Origin of the sequence: Marmoricola sp. Leaf446 (assembly GCF_001424755.1) — a bacterium.
In the GTDB taxonomy this organism is placed as follows: Bacteria; Actinomycetota; Actinomycetes; order Propionibacteriales; family Nocardioidaceae; genus Marmoricola.
On the sequence record NZ_LMRF01000006.1, the window covers coordinates 201,617 to 220,400 of the forward strand.

Genomic DNA, 18,784 nt, shown 5'->3' on the forward strand with positions numbered 1-18,784 from the left:
GGCTTTTCCCCCCTCCCAGTCCCCCCGAACGAGAGTGAGGCCCGACGTGACCACTGCGACAGCCCCGAGCGCGCCGCTCACCGCCATCGACCGCTGCGACCGCTGCGGCGCGCAGGCCTACCTCCGCGTCCAGCTCAAGGGCGGTGGCGAGCTGCTCTTCTGCGCCCACCACGCCCGCGAGCACGGCGAGAAGCTCCGTGAGGTCGCCGAGCACGTGCAGGACGAGACCGACAAGCTCGGCACCCCGACCCCGAGCCCCGAGGCCGGCTGACCCGGCCGACCCACCCCGCACCTCCGACGAGACCCCGGTCAGCGACCGGGGTCTCGTCGCGTCCCGGGGGCCGTGAGACCGTCGGGCCATGAGCACCCTGGCCGTGGTCGAGACCCTGGTGGCGCTGGCGATCCTGGTGGGCCTGGTCGGCGTCGTCGTCCCCCTGCTGCCCGGCTCGCTGCTGGTCGGCGGCGCCGTGCTGGTCTGGGCGCTGTACGTCGGCACGTCAGCCGCCTGGGTCACCTTCGCCGTCGTGGTGACACTGCTGATGGTCGGCCAGGTCGCGATGTACCTCGTGCCGGGGCGACGCCTCCAGGCCGCCGGCGTGCCGGGACGCACCCTGGTCGCCGGGGCCGCGCTCGGCGTGGTCGGCTTCTTCGTCATCCCCGTGGTCGGGCTGTTCGTCGGCTTCGTCGGCGGCGTCTACCTCTCCGAGCTGGCCCGCGTCGGCTCCCGCGAGGCGTGGCCGGCCACGGTGCACGCCCTCAAGGCGGCCGGGCTGTCGATCCTGATCGAGCTCACCGCCTGCCTGCTCGCCGGCAGCGCCTGGGTGGTGGGAGTGGTGCTGCGGTGACCGCGGTGCTGCTCGCGCTGGCCTCGGCGGCGGCGTACGGCACCTCGGACTTCGTCGCCGGTGTCGCGTCGCGGCGTACGTCGGCCTGGGCGGTGGCCGTGGTCGGGTCGGCCGTCGGCGGCCTGCTCGCCCTGGCCCTGGCGCTGCTGCTGCCGGGTCGACCGAGCGCGGGCGACCTCGCCTGGGGCGCCCTGGCCGGCGTCGGCAACGGCCTCGGCGGTGCCTTCCTCTACCGCGGGCTCTCCCGCGGCCGGATGGGCGTCGTGGGCCCGGTCTCGGCCGTCGGGGCGGCGGTGCTGCCCGTGGCGGTCGGCGTCGTGGGCGGCGAGCGGCCGGCCGCGCTGGTCTGGCTCGGCATCCTGGTCGCCCTGCCCGGCATCTGGCTCGTCGCCCGCGAGCCCTCCACCGGGGCCGCGACCTCCACCGGTGCAGCCGCGCTCGTCGACGGGCTGCTCGCGGGGGCCGGCTTCGGCCTGCTGTTCGCGGCGCTCGGGCAGGTGCCCGACGGGGCGGGCTACTGGCCCGTCGCGCTCAGCCAGGCGGTCGCCGTCCTGGCCGTGGCGCTGCTCGCGACGACCCTCGGCGCCACCTGGGTGCCCCGTGACCGGGCGGCCGCGGTCGGCGGAGCGGGCGCCGGCGCGCTGTCGGCGGCGGCCGTCGTGGGGTTCCTACTCGCGACCCAGCAGGGCCTGCTCACCGTCTCGGCCGTGCTGGCCTCGCTCTACCCGGCCGTGACCGTGCTGCTGGCGGCGGTGCTGCTGCACGAGCGGGTCCACCGCGTGCAGGGCGCCGGTCTGGCGCTGTGCGCGGTCTCGGTGGTGTGCGTCGCGGTGGGCTGAGGTCGCCGACGACGGGAGGTGCCACGACCTGGACACCGTGGGTACGGACGGCCGTCGGGCTCGCTAGAGTCCACCGACATCCGCGGAAATGTGAGGTTTGCATGGATACCAGTGCTGAGGCCGAGCGGCTCCGGGCCCTCCGTGACCTCGCCGTCCTCGACGCCCCGCCGGAGGACCGGTTCGACCGCGTGGTCCGGCTGGCGCAGCACGTCTTCGACGTCCCGATGGTGGCGGTCAACCTCGTCGACGAGGACCGCGTCGTCCCGCACGCCCAGGTCGGCCTGGGGTCCGGCGACATCCCGAGGTCGGTGGCGTTCTGCTCCACCACGGTGCAGGGCGAGGGTCAGCTCCTCGTCGCCGACGCCCAGGTGGACCAACGGTTCGCGAGCAACCCGCTGGTCCAGCAGGACCCCCACATCCGTTTCTACGCCGGACAGCCGCTGCGGGCCGCAGGGCAGAACGTGGGGACGCTCTGCCTGCTCGACAGCCGCCCCCGCGACCTGACCGCCGAGCAGAGCCGCATGCTCCGCGACCTGGCCCAGTGGGTCGAGAACGAGCTGACGCTGAGCCAGGAGACCGTGCAGGCGCGCGAGGTGCAGCGCCGCCTGCTGCCGTCCCGGGCGCCGGACGTGCCTGGGCTCGACCTCGCCGGCCGCTGCGTCCCGGCCCGCGACGTGGGCGGCGACTTCTTCGACTGGCAGCGGGTCGAGGGTGGCCTCCAGGTCGTCGTGGCCGACGTGATGGGCAAGGGCATGACCGCCGCCATCCTGGCCGCCGGTGTCCGGGCGGTGCTCCGTGCCGGCTCCCTCTTCCACGACCTCGCGACCTCCCTGGAGCGCACCGCCACCAGCATGGCCGACGACCTCGACGGTGCAGCGAGCTTCGTGACCCTCTTCGCCGGACGCCTCGACCCGGGTTCTGGTGACCTGGAGTACGTCGACGCCGGCCATGGCCTGGCCGTGGTGCTCTCCCCGACCGGCGGAGCCCGACGGCTCGTCTCGGTCGGGATGCCGGTCGGCGCCGACCCCGGCGAGTCCTGGCCGGCGCGGACCGAGCGGCTCGCGCCCGGTGAGGCCCTCCTGGTCGTCAGCGACGGCGTGCTCGACGCGTTCGAGACGGCCGAGGAGGCGGTGGCCGAGGCCGAGCGGCTGGCACGTCGCGGTCTCCGGGCCGACCAGCTCGTCGAGGCGGTCCTGGAGCGCACCTCGCACCGGCTCTCCCCCGACGACGTCACCGTGGTCGTCGTACGACGGGAGCAGGACTGATGCTGCGTCGGCTCGCCATCCGGGTCATGGTCCTGCTCGTCCTCACCTCCGGGACCGTCTACGTGGGGTGGCGGTGGCTGTTCTCGGTCAACTGGCCCAACTGGTGGATCGCCCTGCCGCTGGTGCTCGCCGAGACCTACTCGCTGATCGACGCCTACCTCTTCGGCACCACGATGTGGCGGCTCAAGGAGCGTGGCGAGGCCCCGCCTCCGCCCGCCGGGGCCACCGTCGACGTCTTCATCACGACCTACAACGAGCCGGTCGAGATGGTGGCGGCCACGGCCGCGGCGGCCCGCGCGATCGCCCACCCGCACAGCACCTGGGTGCTCGACGACGGTGACCGCCCGGAGATGCGGGCCGCCTGCGAGGAGCTGGGCGTGGGCTACGTGACCCGCAGCCAGGACTGGGCGGACCGTCCGCGGCACGCCAAGGCCGGCAACCTCAACAACGCGCTGTTCCGCACCGAGGGCGAGTTCCTGCTGATCCTCGACGCCGACCAGGTGCCCGACCCCACGATCCTGGACCGCACGCTGGGCTGGTTCACCGATCCCGAGGTGGCCCTGGTGCAGACACCGCAGTACTTCACCAACGTCACCGGGTCCGACCCCCTGGGCAGTCAGGCACCGCTCTTCTACGGGCCGATCCAGCAGGGCAAGGACGGGTGGAACGCCGCGTTCTTCTGCGGTTCCAACGCCGTGCTCCGGCGCGAGGCCCTGATGCAGCTCGGGATCGTCGGCTACGTCCGCCAGGTCGACGACGCCGTCCGCGAGGCCCTGCGCACCTCCGGTCGCATCCTCGACCGCGCTGCGAGGCGCAGCTCACGCTCCGACCTCGCCACCGCTACCGCCATCCGTGCGGTGCGCGCCGCGGTCCGCCAGGCCCGCAGCGACCTCGACGGGGGCGCCCCGGTCTCCGAGGTGACCTACGCCTTCCAGCGCGAGCTCGACGTGGTCAGCCGGTCCACCGTCGACCGCGACGTCGAGGCCATCCGGGCCGACCTCGCTGCCCTCGCGGCCGAGCACCCGGTCGAGGAGGACGAGGAGCTGGGCTTGCCCGTCATCGACGAGGAGGCCATGGCGCGGCTGGCCCAGCGCGAGTGGTCCCCCCTCGGAGCCGTGGCGTCCGTGCGTGCGCTGGTGGACTCGGTGGACGTCCACCGTCACGACGAGGCCCAGCCGATGATGCCGCTGGCGACGGTGTCGGTGACCGAGGACATGGCCACCTGCATGCGACTGCACGGGCTCGGCTGGCGCTCGGTCTACCACCACGAGGTGCTGGCCCACGGCCTGGCCCCGGAGGACCTGCAGACGATGCTCCAGCAGCGGCTGCGGTGGTCCCAGGGCACCCTCCAGGTGATGCTGCGGGAGAACCCGCTGGTCCAGCGAGGTCTCTCGCTCGGACAACGCCTCATGTACTTCGCGACCATGTGGAGCTACCTGTCCGGCTTCGCGGCGGTGGCCTACCTCGCCGCCCCGATCGTCTACCTGTGCTTCGGGGTGCTCCCGGTCAAGGCCTACGGGCTGGAGTTCCTGTCCTACTTCCTGCCCTACGTCGTGCTCAACCAGCTGTTGTTCTTCGTGGTGGGCTACGGCGTGAAGACCTGGCGGGGCCACCAGTACAGCCTGGCGCTGTTCCCGCTGTGGATCCGTGCCTGCTGGACCGCCGCCGCCAACGTCTGGTTCGGCAAGCCGCTCGGCTTCGTGGTGACGCCCAAGACGCGGCCCACCGGGCACCGACCGTTCCCGTGGCGCCTGGTGTGGCCCCAGCTGCTCGCCATGGCCGCGTTGGTGGTGGCGGTCGTGATCGGCGTGCTCCGCCTGGTCCTCGACCTGAGTGACTCGTTCATCGGCACCGGGGTCAACACGCTCTGGGTGGCCTACGACCTGCTGGTGCTGAGTGTCATCATCGAGGCCGCCCGTTTCCGGGCGCCCGAGGAGGAACGGACCGTCCAGGAGGAGAGCGCGTGAACGAGTACGAGACCCAGGTCCACGGCGGCGTCACGGTGGTGCGCGCGCCCGACAGGCTCGACATGGTGGCCGCCCCCAAGCTCAAGCAGCTGGTCGACCGCACGGTGCAGGAGGGCGACGGCCGGGTGGTGGTGGACCTCGGAGGCACCTCGTTCGTCGACAGCTCCGGCCTGGGCGCCCTGATCGGTGGGCTGAAGACGGCTCGCCAGGCCGGTGGCGACCTGCGGATCGCTGCGGCGGGCGAGCAGGTCACGATGGTGCTGCGGCTGACCAACCTCGACCGCATCCTGAAGCCCCACCCCGGGGTCGAGGACGCCGCACGTGGCTGGTGAGACCTACCGGCTCGACGGTCTCGCGGTCCCGGACCAGCTGCGCCGCCTGCACGGGCTGCTGGCCACCGCCGCGGCCGAGCACCCCCAGGTCGACCCCGGAGCCCTGATGGCCCTGGAGACCGCCGCCCTCGAGGTCGCCAACAACGTCGTCGAGCACGCACGTCCGCTGGGCCAGGTGCGCTGGCGCTTCGAGGTCAGGGTCGAGGAGGACCGGGTCGTCGCGGAGCTCTCGGACTCCGGCGAGGCGGGGGACACCCCCTGGCTGCCACCCGCGGGCCGGGCGGCCGCTTCGGGCTCGACCGCCTCGGGGACGCTGGTCGTGGGCGGTCCGGCAGACGATCTCGAGGAGACCGGTCGCGGGCTTCCCCTGGCAGCGGCCCTGCTCGACGACCTGGCCTACCGGCGCGAGCCCGGCCGCAACGTGTGGACCATGCGCAAGGCCCTCGGGGGGCGCTGAGGAGCGCCGGTCTCAGCCGGGCACCGACAGCGACAGCGCGAAGTCCCCGGCTGCGTCGGTCCACCAGTGGGTCAGCCGCAGCCCGGCGGCGGCCAGCTCACGCTCGACGCCCTCCCGGCGGAACTTGGTGGAGATCTCGGTGCGGACCTGCTCCCCCGCGGTCAGCTCGACGTCGAGGTCGAGGGCACCGATGCGGATCGTCTGGTCGCGCACCGACTCCAGCCGCATCTCGATCCGCTCCTCCTCGGCCACCCACACCGCGCGGTGCTCGAAGGCGTCGGGGTCGAGCTCGGCGCCGAGCTCGCGCTGCAGCACCCGCAGCACGTTGAGGTCGAACTGCGCCGTCACGCCCGCGGCGTCGTCGTAGGCCGCCACGAGGCGGTCCTCGGCCTTGACCAGGTCGGTGCCGAGCAGGAAGGCGTCGCCCTCGACGAGCGTGGCCCGCACCCGGCCCAGGAAGTCGGCCCGCTGGTCGGGGTCGAGGTTGCCGATGGTGGAGCCGAGGAAGGCCAGCAGCCGACGCGGGTGCCGCGGCAGCAGCGTGAGGTGCCGCTCGAAGTCGGCCACGACGGGGGCCACGGTGACACCGGGGTACTCCTGCGCCACCGCGGCCGCCGCCTCGGCGAGGATCGCGGGGTCGACGTCCAGCGGCACGAACGTCTCCAGGGTCCCGGTGTCGCGCAGCGCGTCGAGCAGCAGCCGGGTCTTCTCCGAGGTGCCGCTGCCCAGCTCGACCAGCGAGCGGGCCTCGGTGGCGAGCGCGACGTCCTTCGCGTGCTCCTCGAGGATCGCGCGCTCGGTGCGGGTCGGGTAGTACTCCGGCAGCCGCGTGATCTCGTCGAAGAGCAGGCTGCCGCGAGCGTCGTAGAAGTACTTCGGCGGGATCGTGCGCGGCATCGCGGTCAGCCCGGCGCGGACGTCGTCGGCCATCTGGTCGGCGAGCGCCCCCGGCGCGAGGTGGACCTCGGTGGGCAGGATCGGCATCAGGGCTCCAGGGCGGTCACGACGACCCCGTCGCGGGTCGCCTCGAGGTGGTGGTGGTCGGGCACGTCGACCCAGCCGGGGTCGTCGTCGTAGGGCTCGCTGGCCACCACGACGCCCTCGGCGGTGTGGCGGTAGGACAGCCCGTCGCCCCAGGTCGTCGCGAGGACCCGCTCCCCGTCGAGGAGCAGCAGGCTCAGCCGCGCCGTCGGGTCGAGGCCGGCCACCTCGACGACGGTCTCCCCCAGCCGGTCGACCCCCCTCGCGAGCACGTGCGCCGCCAGGACCGCGGCGTCGCACACCGACTCCGCCTCGGCGTACGACGGGAGGACGGACCGCTCGACGCGGCCGTTGTGCGAGACCAGCCAGCGGCCGCCGGCGAACGGCGCCGCCGCGGACTCGTCGGCCGGCATGCCGGGCGTGGCCGACCGGACCGCGGCCAGCACCGAGCCCGAGGCGATCGTCGGCGCGACCGAGGCGAACGACGCGTCGCTCCACAGCGGCCGGGCCGAGCGCCAGCGGGCGGGCTCCTCGCGGCCGGGAACGTGGAAGCCCACACCCCAGCCGTCGGCGTTCATGGTGCCGTGCGACTGGCGTCGCGGGTGGTGGCTCTGCCGGAGCAGGCCGTGCTCGGGGGCGAGCACGAGCGCGTCGAGGGTGCGTGGCTCACCGAGCCACGCGAGGTGCCGGCACACTCAGGCGCCCCCCTCGGCACGGCCGTCGTCCTCGACGTCCCACGCCAGGCGCAGGCCGGTGAAGATCTGCCGCCGCACCGGGTGGTCCCAGTTGCGGAACGACGGCCGCACCGCGCCCTCCCCCACGGCCCACGAGCCACCGCGCAGCACGCGGTAGTCGCCGCCGAAGAACGGCGCGCTGTACTGCGCGTAGAGCATCGGCTCGAAGCCGGGCCAGGGCTCGAAGGAGGAGGACGTCCACTCCCACACGTCGCCCATCAGCTGCTCCACGCCGTAGGCCGAGGCGCCGGCGGGGTAGGCCCCCACGGGGGCCGGTCGCAGCGCCTCGCCGCCGAGGTTGGCCAGCTCGCGGGTCCACACCGAGTCGCCCCACGGCCAGCGCCGCCGACGGCCCAGGGCGGGGTCCCAGGTGCACGCCTTCTCCCACTCCTGCTCGGTGGGGAGCCGGGCGCCGGCCCAGGCGGCGTACGCCTCGGCCTCGAAGAAGCAGACGTGCTGCACCGGCTCGTCGGGGAGGAGCTCCTCGTGGTGGCCGAAGCGGCGACGGGAGCCGTCGCCGGCCCAGAACAGCGGGCGCTCGAGGCCGGCCTCCTGGCGGTGGGCCCAGCCGCGGACCGACCACCAGCGGGGCTCGGCGTAACCGCCCGCGTCGACGAAGCCCTGCCACTCCGCGTTGGTCACCGGCACCCGACCGATCCGGAAGGCCGGGAGATCGACCACGTGGGCCGGGCGCTCGTTGTCGAGCGACCACGGCTCGGCGTGGCCGTCGACACCGAGCTCGAAGGGCCCCGCGGGCACGAGCACGGCGTCGTGCGCCACGTCGCGACCGGGCGGCAGCGGCGTGCCGGTGCCGAGCAGCGGTGCGCCGTCGCGCAGCTGGTGGGTCGCGAGCATGGTCTCGACGTGCTGCTGCTCGTGCTGCAGCACCATGTGCGTGGGGAACAGCGCGTCGGCGCTGTCGTCGGCGATCGCGTCGAGCCCGCCGACCACGCGGCTGCGGACGTCGGCCAGGTAGCGCCGCGCCTCGTCGGGCCCGAGCAGCGGCAGCGAGACCCGCGAGGCGCGGGGGTGCTCGAAGGCGTCGTACAGCTGCTCGACGCGGCAGGAGAGGACTCCCTGCGCCGCGCTGTCGCCGCCGCGCAGCAGCCAGAGGTCCTCCTGCTGGCCGATGTGGGCGAGGTCCCACACGAGCGGGCTCATCAGCGGGCTGTGCTGGGCGGTCAGCTCGGGCTCGTCGACGTCGGTGAGCGCGAGCGTGCGCCGCCGCGCCTCGTCGAGGGCCCGGGCGGCGGCCTCGCGGCCGCCGGGCACCTCGGTGGGCGAGGAGGGGGTCGTCAGGGTGGTCCGGGGCTCAGGCACGGGCTTCCTCCAGCAGCACTGCCAGCGGGCCGACGGCCTCGACGCGGGACCGCAGCTCCTCGGCCGGGCTGCTGCCGCGGGCGAACACCTCGTGCAGCGCCAGCAGCTCGCTGCGCAGCTCGACCGGACCGCGGCTGACCGCCAGCTCGACGCACCCGAGCACCGCGCGTCGCACCGCCGGGTCGGCGAGGCCCTCGCGGGCCGCCGTCTCCCACCGGTCGTGGACGGGCGCGACGATCTCGGCCGCGAGGTCGGCGGCCACCGGGTCGTCGACCAGCGTCACGGTCAGCGCCGTCATGGCCGGCCACCAGCGGTCGGGCAGCGCGTCGAGGCAGCGCAGCTCGAGGTAGCCGCGCGGACGCACCGGCGGGAACAGCGTGGTCAGGTGGTAGTCGAGGTCGGCCTGCACCGCCGGCCGCGAGAACGGCGCGTCCCCGCTCAGCCAGTCGCGGAAGCGCACCCGCTCGGTCACCGGGCGGAGCACGCCGTCGTCCAGGATCAGCATCACCGGCGCGTCCAGGGCGTACGCCGCCCACGCGGCCGCCGGGGGGCCGGCCGGGAACGGGTCGCTGCGACCGTGGTCGATGCCCTGCCACACGCCCTGGCGCATCGAGTGCCAGCCGCTGGCCTCGCCGGCGAGGTAGGGCGAGGTCGAGGAGGCCGCGACCAGCACCGGCACCAGCGCCCGGAGGTGGGCCATCCGGCACGACCACTCGGCCTCGGGCCCGGCGTCGAGGTTGACCTGGAGCGCCGCGGTGGCGCTCATCATCGCCTTGCCGGCCCCGGCGCAGCCGAGGGCGTCGAAGTGACGCTCCATCGCGCTGTAGCGCGGGGCGGGGTTGACCCGGCGCACGGGCCGGGCGGGGTCGGTGCCGAGCGGGGCGGCCCCGAAGCCGGCGGCGGCGAGACCACGACGCAGGTGGTCGCGGTCGATGCCGAGCGCGGCGATCGAGAGCACGACGTCGTCGGCGGGCGGGGTCGAGAGCTCGACCTGGCCCCCGGGTTCGACGGTGACCGAGCTGCCCATCGGCAGCGCGGGCAGGTCGTGGACGAGCCGGCGCACCTCGTCCCAGATGGGCCGGCGCCCGGGGCGCTCGAGGTCGACCAGGTGCATCTCGAGCTCGAGCCCGACGCGGCCGCCGCCCTCGGGGCCCGGTGGCGTCTCGCGCAGGGCGGTGGCGGCGACGTGCTCCTCGGCGGCGGCGACGGGGTCCGCCGCACGCAGCAGCGGGTCGCTGGAGACGTCGGGGAGCCGGCGGCGGGCCAGGACCGAGGGGGCCTCGCCGTCCCGGTCGGTGGTGGTCGGGGTGGTGAGGCCCTCGGGACGGGTCTCCTGGCTGGTCATCGGTGCTGCCCCTCCTGGTCCGGACCGGTCGCCTCGTGCGACCGCGGGTCGGTGCGGGGCCGGCCGCGGGGGCCGTCCTCGTCAGCGGCTGCCACTCGTGCTCGAGCAGCCGCTGCTCAACACTGGCACACGGGACCCGTCGGTCCAAGTGGCCACCGGGGGTTCACCCCCCGGTCGCGGCGAGCCCCCGGACGAGCGCGTCGAGGTCCTCGCTGGTCACGTCCACGTGCGGGCTGACGCGCAGGCTGCCCGGGTCGTCGACCGACATCTCACCGGGGGCGCGCCACGGCAGGCACAGGGTGGTCAGGACACCGGCGTCGAGCAGGTCGGCCCGGGCCCGGGCGGGGTCCTGGCCGGCCGTGGGCGCCACGGCCGTGATCGCGCCCGCGGGGGCGTCGGGCGCCACCACCCGCCAGCCCGGCACCTCGGCCAGCCGGTCGCGGAGCTCGCGGCCCACCTCGGCGAGCCGCGCCGCGACCGCCGTGGGCCCGACGGCCAGCAGCTCGGCCGCCGCGACGCCGAGGCCGATCCGGCCGGCGACGTGCGCCTCGTCGGACTCGAGCAGGGCGACCGGCCCGGTGCCCGGGTGCTTGGCCCGCGCGGGCACCCGGAGCCGCTCGTGGTGCGCGGCGGCGACGCCGACCAGCCCGACGCCGCGGGGTCCGGTCAGCCACTTGCGGCTGGTGGCCACCACCGCGTCCGCACCGGTGTCCGCGCCGACGTGCCCCAGGCCCTGCGCCACGTCGACCCACAGCGGGACGCCGTGACGACGTGCCACCGCGGCCAGCTCCCGTGCCGGCTGCACCAGACCGCGGTGGGCGGCGACCAGGTCGAGCAGCACCAGGTCGGGCGGGTCCGTCCCGAGCGCGGCGTCGAGCAGGTCGGGCGTCAGCACGCCGGCCCCGTCGACGGGCAGCGCGACGGGGCGGTGGCCGCGGCGGCGTACGAGCTCGACGTTGGGGCCCCACGCCGACGGCGGCACCCCGACGCGGGCCCCGGCAGGCAGCGGCCAGACGTCGAGCACCACGTCGAGGGCGGCCGTCGCGCTCTCGACGAAGGCCAGGTCGTCGGCCCCGAGGCCCAGCAGCCGGCCCAGGTCGGTGCGCGCCCGCGCCAGGGCGGGCGCCGCCTGCTCGGCGGCGACGTAGCCGCCCACCTCGGCCTCGCGCAGCAGGTGGTCGCCGACCGCCTCCAGCACGGCGTACGACGACCGCCCGGCCGACGCGCTGTCGAGGTGCACCAGCCGGGCCGGTGGGCGCCGCTCCCGCCAGGCCGCCCAGGGGTCGGGGATCGAGGTCGTCACGGGCCCAACCTGCCACGCACGGACCCACCTCGGGACACCAGCGTCGTCGCACCCGCGTCCCAGGGACGCTCACGTCCCGAGGTCGCGGACTCCCGCGGCGCGTCAGCCCCTGGTCGCGAGCGTGGCGGCCTCGACCAGCGCCCGAAAGAGCTGCGCGTCGCCGTGGACCTCGGGGTGCCACTGCACGCCGACCCAGAAGTCGTCGCCGGGCCGCTCGACGGCCTCGACGGTGCCGTCGTCGGCCCAGGCGACCGGGGTGAGGCCCGGGTGGGTGGCCACGGCCTGGTGGTGGTGGCACCGTACGCCGGTCCGCTCGGCGCCCAGCAGGTCCGCGAGCCGGCTCCCGGGCTGCAGCCGCACCTCGACCGCGCCGAAGCCGTCGCCGCCCGGGTCGTGCGCCGGCGTGCCGGTGACCTCGGGCAGGTGCTGCACCAGAGACCCGCCGGCCGCCACCGACATCACCTGCATGCCCCGGCAGACCCCCAGGACGGGCAGGCCGCGCTCCTCGGCTGCCGTCAGCAGGGCCAGCTCCCAGGCGTCGCGGTCGCGCCGGGGCGGACCGGTCGCCGGGTGCGGCGCCTCGTCGTACAGGCTCGGCTCGACGTCGGCGCCACCGGAGACCACGAGGGCGTCGAGCCGGGCCACGACGGCCTCGGCCGCCGCGGCGTACGGCAGCGTGGGCGGGAGCAGCACCGGCACGCCCCCGGCCACCTCGACGGCGCGGGCGTAGGAGGACGGGAGCAGGTCGGCGGACTGGTCCCAGACCCCCCACCGCGCGGGTTCGCGGTAGGTGGTGAGCCCGACGAGCGGCGCGGTCGTCATCAGACCGGCGTGACGTAGGCCCCGCTGATGCCGCCGTCCACGAGGAACGTCGAGGCGGTCATGAAGCTGGACTCGTCGGAGGCGAGGAAGAGCACGGCGTTGGCCATCTCCTCGGGCTCGCCGAACCGGCCCATCGGCACGTGCACCAGCCGGCGCGCGGCGCGCTCGGCGTCGCTGGCGAACAGCTCTTGCAGCAGCGGGGTGTTGACCGGTCCGGGGCACAGCGCGTTGACGCGCACGCCCTGGCGCGCGAACTGCACGCCGAGCTCGCGGCTCATCGACAGCACGCCGCCCTTGGAGGCGGAGTAGGAGATCTGGCTGGTGGCCGCGCCCATGACCGCGACGAAGGAGGCGGTGTTGATGATCGAGCCCTTGCCCTGCTCGATCATGTGGGGCAGCGCGGCCTTGCAGCACAGGTAGACGCTGGTCAGGTTGACCTCCTGCACCTTGCGCCAGGCCTCGAGGTCGGTGGTGAGGATGGAGTCGTCCTCCGGCGGGGAGATGCCGGCGTTGTTGAAGGCGACGTCGACCGAGCCGTAGGTGTCCTTGGCCGTCTGGAACAGCGCGTCGACCTGCTCGGCGTCGGTGACGTCGACGTGGACGAAGCTCAGCAGGTCGGTGCCGCCGAGCTGGCCCACGACCTCGTGGCCGCGCTGGTCGTCGAGGTCGCCGATGACGACCTTGGCACCCTCCTCGACGAACCGCTTCACGGTCGCCAGGCCGATGCCGCTGCAGCCGCCCGTGACGACGGCGACCTTGCCGTCGAGACGTCCCGCCATGTGGTGCTCCTCCCCCGACCGTCCCCGGTCGAGTCTCGTGGTCCCCTCGCACGGAGGGGTCGGTCAGTAGCTGATGAAGACGTTCTTGGTCTCGGTGAACGCCTCGGGGGCGTCCGGACCGAGCTCGCGGCCGAGGCCGGACTGCTTGAAGCCGCCGAAGGGCGTCCAGTAGCGCACCGCCGAGTGGCTGTTGACGCTGAGGTTGCCGGACTCCACGCCGCGGGCCACGCGCAGCGCGCGGCCGACGTCGCGGGTGAAGATCGACCCGGAGAGGCCGTACTCGCTGTCGTTGGCCAGCGCCACCGCCTCGGCCTCGTCGTCGAAGGGCATCACCGCCACGACGGGTCCGAACACCTCCTCACGCCACACCGGCTCGGCGACGTCGTGGCTGAGCACGACCGTCGGCGGCACCCAGAAGCCCGGCAGGTCGGGCACGTCGCCGGTGAAGGCCACCTCGCGGGCGCCGTCGACGTAGCCCTGCACCCGCTGCTGCTGGGTGGCCGAGATCAGCGGCCCCATCTCGCTGTCGGGGTCCTCGCCGGGGTGGGTGACCCGCATGCCGCGGACCGCGGTCTCCAGACGTCCCAGGAACTCGTCGTACGCCGAGCGCTGCACCAGGATCCGCGAGCGGGCGCAGCAGTCCTGGCCGGCGTTGTCGAACACGGCGTACGGCGCGCTGGCGGCCGCCGCGGCGAGGTCGGCGTCGTCGAAGACGATGTTGGCGCTCTTGCCGCCCAGCTCCAGGGTCACCCGCTTGACCTGGTCGGCGGCGCCGGCCATGACCTGCTTGCCGACCCGCGTGGAGCCGGTGAAGCAGACCTTGCGCACCAGCGGGTGGGTCACGAACCGCTCCCCCACGACCGGCCCCTCGCCGGGCAGGACCGTGAGCACGCCCTCGGGCAGGCCGGCCTCGCGGGCCAGCTCGCCGATCCGGATAGCGGTCAGCGGGGTCAGCTCGGCGGGCTTGAGCACCACGGTGTTGCCCGCGGCCAGCGCCGGGGCCGTCCCCCAGGCCAGGATCGGCATCGGGAAGTTCCAGGGCACGATGATGCCGACCACGCCGAGCGGCTCGTGGAAGGTGACGTCGATGCCGCCCTCGACAGGGATCTGGCGGCCGTGCAGCCGCTCCGGGGCGGCGCTGTAGTAGTTGAGGCAGTCGCGGACGTTGCCGGCCTCCCAGCGGGCGTTGCCCAGGGTGTGCCCGGCGTTGCGCACCTCGAGCGCGGCCAGCTCCTCGACGTGGGCGTCGACCACGGCGGCGAAGGCCCGCAGCAACCGGGCGCGCTCGCCCGGGGAGACCGCGCGCCAGGAGGCGAACGCCTCGTGCGCCCGCTCGATCGCGGCGTCGGTGGCGGCCAGGTCGGCCATCTCGACCTCGGTCACCGCCTCGGCGGTGGTGGGGTCGACCACGGTGTAGGTGGACATGCGGGCGCTCCTGCGGTGCGTGGTGGTGCGGGCGGTGAGGCGGTCCCGAGCGCCTCGCTACATGCGCTCGAAGCTGCGGCGGCGCTCCCAGTCGGTGACGGCCGACTCGAACGCGGCCAGCTCGACGTCGGCCATGTTGGTGTAATGCTCCACCACGTCCTCGCCGAGCGTGCGCCGGGTCAGCTCGGAGGTGGCGAACGCCTCACGCGCGGCTCGCAGCGTGCGCGGCACGGTCGGCTTGCCCGAGGTGTAGGCGTTGCCCTCGGTCGGGTCCTCCAGCTCCAGCCCGCGCTCGATGCCGTCCAGGCCGCAGGCCAGCATCGCGGCGATCGCGAGGTAGGGGTTGACGTCGCCGCCGGGCACGCGGTTCTCCATCCGGGCGCCGGCTCCGTGGCCCACCAGCCGCACCGCGCAGGTGCGGTTGTCCTCGCCCCACGCGATCGCGGTCGGGGCGAAGGAGCCGTCGGCGAAGCGCTTGTAGGAGTTCACGTTGGGGGCGTAGAGCAGCGTGAAGTCGGCCAGCCCGTCGAGGATGCCCGCCACGAAGGAGTCGTAGAGCGGCGTACGGGCCCCGGCCTCGTCGTCCCAGAAGACGATCTCGCCGTCGAGGCCGCGCAGCGAGAGGTGGATGTGGCAGGAGTTGCCCTCGCGCTCGTCGTACTTCGCCATGAAGGTCAGCGACTGGCCGTGCAGCGCGGCGACCTCCTTGGCCACGGTCTTGTAGACCGCGTGGTTGTCGGCGGTCTCCATCACCTCGGCGAACAGGAACCCGATCTCGTGCTGGCCCAGGTTGCACTCGCCCTTGGCGCTCTCCACGTCCAGCCCCGCGGCGTACATCGTGTTGCGGATGTCGCGCAGCAGCGGCTCGACCCGCGTGGTGCCGAGGATCGAGTAGTCGACGTTGTACTGGTTGACCGGTGTCAGCCCGGTGTAGTTGAGCCGGCTCGCCTGCTCGTAGGTGTCGTCGAACGCGATGAACTCCAGCTCGGTGCCCGCCACCGCGCCCCAGCCGCTCCCGGCCGCCTTGTCGATCTGCTTCTTCAGGATCGAGCGCGGGCTCTGCACCACCGGAGAGCCGTCGGGCCAGGCCAGGTCGCACTGGATCAGCGCGGTCGCGGGCAGGTGCGGCAGCAGCCGGATGGTGTCGTAGTCGATGACGAACTCCATGTCGCCGTACCCCCGCTCCCACGAGGTGATGGCGTAGCCCTCGACGGTGTTCATGTCGATGTCGACGCCGAGCAGGTAGTTGCAGCCCTCGGTGCCGTGCCCGAGCACCTGGTCGCGGAAGTACGCCGCGTGCAGCCGCTTGCCCTGCAACCGGCCCTGCATGTCGGTGAAGGCCACCACGACCGTGTCGATGGTGCCCGCGTCGATCCGGGTGACGAGGTCCTCGGTGGACAGGTGCCGGTCGTTGCGGGTCATGGGGTCTCCGTGTCGTCAGGGTGGTCGGTCCCGGCGGGACCGAGCCGTCGTGGGCGCCCGAGCACGCACGGTGGTGGTCGAACTCTGCTGCCACGACGGGGTGATGTCGACCCCGGCCCGCCGTCCTCACGGATCTCGGCGTTCCCAGGACGACATGATGTCCGATTTGTCATAGTCATCGGTGGGCGCGCACCGGGCGCGCCCGTCTCCCCCGGAGGACCACCATGAGCCACACCCTCACCCGCCTGGCGGCAGCCGGCGCCCTGACCGCGCTCGTCCTGGGTGGCGCTGCCGCCCCGGCCCTGGCCGACGACGCCCCCGCCCCCGCGCCGACCTGCGACGTCGCGGCCCTGACCGCGGGCGTCGACGCCGCGGGCGTCACCGCCCGCGCCGCCCAGAAGGCCTTCACCGAGCACACCCGCGGCACCGCCCACCAGCAGGCAGACCGCCACCGCGCCACGCAGGCGCGCGAGTCCCGCGACGCCGCCAAGGCCGCCCGCGACGCGGCTCGCGAGGCGGCCCGCACCAAGGGCGCCGAGGGCCGGGCGGCGCGCGACGCCGCCCGCGCCGCCGCAGCGAAGGCGAAGGCCGAGGCCCGCGAGGCCGCCACCGCCAAGCGCGCCAGCGACCGCCAGCTCCAGGCCGCCGTCAAGGTCGAGCGGGCCCGGCTCAAGGCCGTCTGGGACACCGCGAAGAAGGCGCTGCACACCGCGCAGGACGCGCTCGAGGACTGCGCCCCGGCCACCGCCCCGGCCGCGACCCCCGCCCCCGTCGTCCCGGTCCCGGTGCCTCCGGGCGCGGGCGCACCCCCCACCAGCACCCAGCCGATCGCCCCCTGAGCACCGCAGCACACGAACCAGCTCCCGGGGACGACACAGCCCGGACACGACGCAGCCCCCGGCCACGAGATGGCCGGGGGCTGCGTGCGTCGGTGCGGGAGGACTCAGTCGAGGTAGTCGCGCAGCACCTGCGAGCGGCTCGGGTGGCGCAGCTTGGACATCGTCTTGGACTCGATCTGACGGATGCGCTCACGCGTCACGCCGTAGACCTTGCCGATCTCGTCGAGGGTCTTCGGCTGGCCGTCGGTGAGGCCGAAGCGCATCGAGACCACGCCGGCCTCACGCTCGGAGAGGGTGTCGAGCACGGCGTGCAGCTGCTCCTGGAGCAGCGTGAAGGACACCGCGTCGGCCGGGACGATGGCCTCGGAGTCCTCGATGAGGTCACCGAACTCCGAGTCGCCGTCCTCGCCCAGGGGCGTGTGCAGCGAGATCGGCTCGCGGCCGTACTTCTGCACCTCGATGACCTTCTCGGGGGTCATGTCGAGCTCCTTGGCGAGCTCCTCGGGCGTGGGCTCGCGACCCAGGTCCTGCAGCATCTGCCGCTGGACGCGGGCCAGCTTGTTGATGACCTCGACCATGTGCACCGGGATCCGGATGGTGCGGGCCTGGTCGGCCATGGCGCGGGTGATGGCTTGCCGGATCCACCAGGTGGCGTACGTCGAGAACTTGTAGCCCTTGGTGTAGTCGAACTTCTCGACCGCGCGGATCAGGCCGAGGTTGCCCTCCTGGATGAGGTCGAGGAAGAGCATGCCGCGTCCTGTGTAGCGCTTGGCCAGCGAGACCACGAGGCGCAGGTTGGCCTCGAGCAGGTGGTTCTTGGCGCGACGGCCGTCCTGGCAGATCCACTCCAGCTCTTCGTGGACCTTGGGCGTGATCTTGCCGCCCTTGGCGAGCTTCTCCTCCGAGAACAGGCCGGCCTCGATGCGCTTGGCCAGCTCGACCTCCATCTCGGCGTTGAGGAGCGGGACCTTGCCGATCTGCTTGAGGTAGTCCTTGACCGGGTCGGCGGTGGCGCCGGCGACCATGACCTGCTGCTCGGGCTCGTCGGTCTCGTCGGCCGAGGAGACGATGAAGGTGGCGTCCTTCTCGTCCTCCTTGATGGAGGGGTCGTTCTTCACGTCCTTCTCGAACTGCTCGTCCGGGACGTCGGCGAGGAGACGCTTGCCGTCGGGTCCCACGGCGGCGGCCACGGCCTGGATCTGCTCAGCTGTCTTGGCCGGAGCCTTGGCGGCAGCCCGCTTGGCGGGGGCCTTCTTCGCCGCCGTCTTCTTGGCGGTCGAACTTGCTGAGGTAGGGGACACGAACCAACTCTCCAAAGCGTTCAGGGAATGTTCAGGAAATCGCGGAGGCGCGACTCGACCCGCTGGTGTCAATGACTCGGCTTCATCATGTCACGCCCCCCAAGGGATCCTGAAAACGGGAGGTGGGGCGCGACGCGACGTGCTATCCGGTGCGTGGGCGTCCGGGGAGACTGCCCGGCCGAGCGGGGTCCTACGCCTGGGCGGCGGCCTTCTTCTGCTTCTTGAACGCCCGCACCCGGGCCAGCGAGTCGGCGTCGACGACGTCGGCCACCGAGCGGTGCCCCTCCAACGCGTAGTCCCCCGCGACGTCCTCCCACCCCTCCGGCCGCACGCCGCACTGCTTGGCCAGCAGCGCCACGAAGATGCGCGCCTTCTGCTCGCCGAAGCCCGGCAGCGCCTTCACGCGACGGAGCAGCTCGCGGGCGTCGGCGGCCTCGTTCCACAGCCGGGCGGTGTCGCCGTCGTACTCCGAGACGACGATGCGGGCGACGTCCTGGATCTTGCCGGCCATCGACCCGGGGAAGCGGTGCACCGCGGGCGGCTCGGCGACCATGCCGGCGAACTGCTCGGGGTCGGCAGCGGCCACCTCGGCCGGCTCCAGCGACCCGAAGCGCTCCAGCACCGTGGCCGGACCGGCGAAGGCCCGCTCCATCGGGAACTGCTGGTCGAGCAGCATGCCGGTGAGCAGCGCGAAGGGACTGTCCTCGAGCACCTGGTCGGCGTGGTCGTCGCCGGTGATGTGGATGGCCATGCCCGTCATCCTGCCACCGGCCCGCAGCCTGTGGACGGGCGCCGACACCGACCGCGC

The 18,784-nt window shown here is 73.9% G+C and carries 19 protein-coding genes; 8 read left to right on the forward strand and 11 right to left on the reverse strand.

Annotated features, from left to right (window positions below; translation table 11 throughout):
* Positions 1–46: 46 nt before the first annotated feature.
* The 7 genes from ASG49_RS15590 to ASG49_RS15620 all read left to right on the forward strand — a co-directional run bounded on the left by ASG49_RS15590 (position 47) and on the right by ASG49_RS15620 (position 5,705).
* Positions 47–271, forward strand: a complete 225-nt coding sequence (locus ASG49_RS15590) for a hypothetical protein (protein ID WP_056543607.1) — start codon at positions 47–49, stop codon at positions 269–271.
* Between the two features lie 88 nt (positions 272–359).
* The gene (locus tag ASG49_RS15595) at positions 360–845 is read left to right on the forward strand and encodes a DUF456 domain-containing protein (protein WP_056543610.1); all 486 of its coding nucleotides are present in this window, start codon (positions 360–362) and stop codon (positions 843–845) included.
* A complete protein-coding gene (locus tag ASG49_RS15600; RefSeq protein WP_082534192.1) occupies positions 842–1,684 on the forward strand; it encodes an EamA family transporter in 843 nt (280 codons plus the stop codon). The genes ASG49_RS15595 and ASG49_RS15600 overlap by 4 nt, the downstream gene beginning before the upstream one ends.
* A 101-nt stretch (positions 1,685–1,785) precedes the next feature.
* Entirely contained in the window at positions 1,786–2,949 is a 1,164-nt protein-coding gene (locus ASG49_RS15605; protein WP_056543613.1) for a PP2C family protein-serine/threonine phosphatase, read from the forward strand.
* The gene (locus tag ASG49_RS15610; RefSeq protein ID WP_056543614.1) at positions 2,949–4,916 is read left to right on the forward strand and encodes a glycosyltransferase family 2 protein; all 1,968 of its coding nucleotides are present in this window, start codon (positions 2,949–2,951) and stop codon (positions 4,914–4,916) included. The genes ASG49_RS15605 and ASG49_RS15610 overlap by 1 nt, the downstream gene beginning before the upstream one ends.
* The gene (locus ASG49_RS15615) at positions 4,913–5,248 is read left to right on the forward strand and encodes an STAS domain-containing protein (RefSeq protein WP_056543616.1); all 336 of its coding nucleotides are present in this window, start codon (positions 4,913–4,915) and stop codon (positions 5,246–5,248) included. The genes ASG49_RS15610 and ASG49_RS15615 overlap by 4 nt, the downstream gene beginning before the upstream one ends.
* Entirely contained in the window at positions 5,238–5,705 is a 468-nt protein-coding gene (locus ASG49_RS15620; protein ID WP_056543618.1) for an ATP-binding protein, read from the forward strand. The genes ASG49_RS15615 and ASG49_RS15620 overlap by 11 nt, the downstream gene beginning before the upstream one ends.
* A gap of 12 nt (positions 5,706–5,717) precedes the next feature.
* Here ASG49_RS15620 and egtD read toward each other — a convergent pair whose 3' ends face one another.
* The 9 genes from egtD to ASG49_RS15665 form a co-directional block, all read right to left on the reverse strand.
* Entirely contained in the window at positions 5,718–6,689 is a 972-nt protein-coding gene (egtD, locus tag ASG49_RS15625; RefSeq protein ID WP_056543621.1) for an L-histidine N(alpha)-methyltransferase, read from the reverse strand.
* A complete protein-coding gene (gene egtC, locus ASG49_RS15630; RefSeq protein ID WP_056543624.1) occupies positions 6,689–7,381 on the reverse strand; it encodes an ergothioneine biosynthesis protein EgtC in 693 nt (230 codons plus the stop codon). Before egtC ends, egtD begins: the two co-directional genes overlap by 1 nt.
* Positions 7,382–8,740: an ergothioneine biosynthesis protein EgtB gene (gene egtB, locus ASG49_RS15635; protein ID WP_235562124.1), complete on the reverse strand. Its 1,359-nt coding sequence runs from the start codon at positions 8,738–8,740 to the stop codon at positions 7,382–7,384.
* Positions 8,733–10,085, reverse strand: coding sequence for an ergothioneine biosynthesis glutamate--cysteine ligase EgtA (gene egtA, locus ASG49_RS15640; RefSeq protein ID WP_082534193.1), 1,353 nt, complete (start codon positions 10,083–10,085; stop codon positions 8,733–8,735). The genes egtB and egtA overlap by 8 nt, the downstream gene beginning before the upstream one ends.
* Positions 10,086–10,248: 163 nt before the next feature.
* A complete protein-coding gene (locus ASG49_RS15645; RefSeq protein ID WP_056543627.1) occupies positions 10,249–11,388 on the reverse strand; it encodes an aminotransferase class V-fold PLP-dependent enzyme in 1,140 nt (379 codons plus the stop codon).
* A 102-nt stretch (positions 11,389–11,490) separates the two neighbouring features.
* Entirely contained in the window at positions 11,491–12,210 is a 720-nt protein-coding gene (locus ASG49_RS15650) for a gamma-glutamyl-gamma-aminobutyrate hydrolase family protein (RefSeq protein ID WP_056543629.1), read from the reverse strand.
* The gene (locus tag ASG49_RS15655) at positions 12,210–12,989 is read right to left on the reverse strand and encodes a 3-oxoacyl-ACP reductase (RefSeq protein WP_056543632.1); all 780 of its coding nucleotides are present in this window, start codon (positions 12,987–12,989) and stop codon (positions 12,210–12,212) included. Before ASG49_RS15655 ends, ASG49_RS15650 begins: the two co-directional genes overlap by 1 nt.
* A 63-nt stretch (positions 12,990–13,052) precedes the next feature.
* Positions 13,053–14,414: an aldehyde dehydrogenase gene (locus tag ASG49_RS15660; protein WP_082534194.1), complete on the reverse strand. Its 1,362-nt coding sequence runs from the start codon at positions 14,412–14,414 to the stop codon at positions 13,053–13,055.
* 57 nt (positions 14,415–14,471) lie between these two features.
* Positions 14,472–15,836 carry a glutamine synthetase family protein gene (locus ASG49_RS15665; protein WP_056543635.1) on the reverse strand — a complete coding sequence of 455 codons (1,365 nt, stop codon included), beginning with the start codon at positions 15,834–15,836 and terminating at the stop codon, positions 14,472–14,474.
* A 224-nt stretch (positions 15,837–16,060) separates the two neighbouring features.
* On the opposite strand from ASG49_RS15665, the gene ASG49_RS18725 reads away from it, so the two are divergent.
* Positions 16,061–16,675: a hypothetical protein gene (locus ASG49_RS18725; protein WP_056543636.1), complete on the forward strand. Its 615-nt coding sequence runs from the start codon at positions 16,061–16,063 to the stop codon at positions 16,673–16,675.
* Between the two features lie 104 nt (positions 16,676–16,779).
* On the opposite strand, the gene ASG49_RS15675 is transcribed toward ASG49_RS18725, so the two are convergent.
* Both ASG49_RS15675 and ASG49_RS15680 read right to left on the reverse strand, forming a co-directional pair.
* The gene (locus tag ASG49_RS15675; protein ID WP_235562125.1) at positions 16,780–17,976 is read right to left on the reverse strand and encodes an RNA polymerase sigma factor; all 1,197 of its coding nucleotides are present in this window, start codon (positions 17,974–17,976) and stop codon (positions 16,780–16,782) included.
* 190 nt (positions 17,977–18,166) lie between these two features.
* The gene (locus ASG49_RS15680; protein WP_056543639.1) at positions 18,167–18,727 is read right to left on the reverse strand and encodes an HhH-GPD-type base excision DNA repair protein; all 561 of its coding nucleotides are present in this window, start codon (positions 18,725–18,727) and stop codon (positions 18,167–18,169) included.
* Positions 18,728–18,784: the final 57 nt, after the last annotated feature.

Coding starts and splice junctions, on each gene's coding strand:
- ASG49_RS15660 (WP_082534194.1), bottom strand. CDS start 14,414: ATGTCCACCTACACCGTGGTCGACCCCACCACCGCCGAGGCGGTGACC.
- ASG49_RS15665 (WP_056543635.1), bottom strand. CDS start 15,836: ATGACCCGCAACGACCGGCACCTGTCCACCGAGGACCTCGTCACCCGG.
- ASG49_RS18725 (WP_056543636.1), top strand. CDS start 16,061: ATGAGCCACACCCTCACCCGCCTGGCGGCAGCCGGCGCCCTGACCGCG.
- egtD (WP_056543621.1), bottom strand. CDS start 6,689: ATGCCGATCCTGCCCACCGAGGTCCACCTCGCGCCGGGGGCGCTCGCC.
- ASG49_RS15650 (WP_056543629.1), bottom strand. CDS start 12,210: ATGACGACCGCGCCGCTCGTCGGGCTCACCACCTACCGCGAACCCGCG.
- ASG49_RS15680 (WP_056543639.1), bottom strand. CDS start 18,727: ATGGCCATCCACATCACCGGCGACGACCACGCCGACCAGGTGCTCGAG.
- ASG49_RS15610 (WP_056543614.1), top strand. CDS start 2,949: ATGCTGCGTCGGCTCGCCATCCGGGTCATGGTCCTGCTCGTCCTCACC.
- ASG49_RS15595 (WP_056543610.1), top strand. CDS start 360: ATGAGCACCCTGGCCGTGGTCGAGACCCTGGTGGCGCTGGCGATCCTG.
- egtA (WP_082534193.1), bottom strand. CDS start 10,085: ATGACCAGCCAGGAGACCCGTCCCGAGGGCCTCACCACCCCGACCACC.
- ASG49_RS15655 (WP_056543632.1), bottom strand. CDS start 12,989: ATGGCGGGACGTCTCGACGGCAAGGTCGCCGTCGTCACGGGCGGCTGC.
- ASG49_RS15605 (WP_056543613.1), top strand. CDS start 1,786: ATGGATACCAGTGCTGAGGCCGAGCGGCTCCGGGCCCTCCGTGACCTC.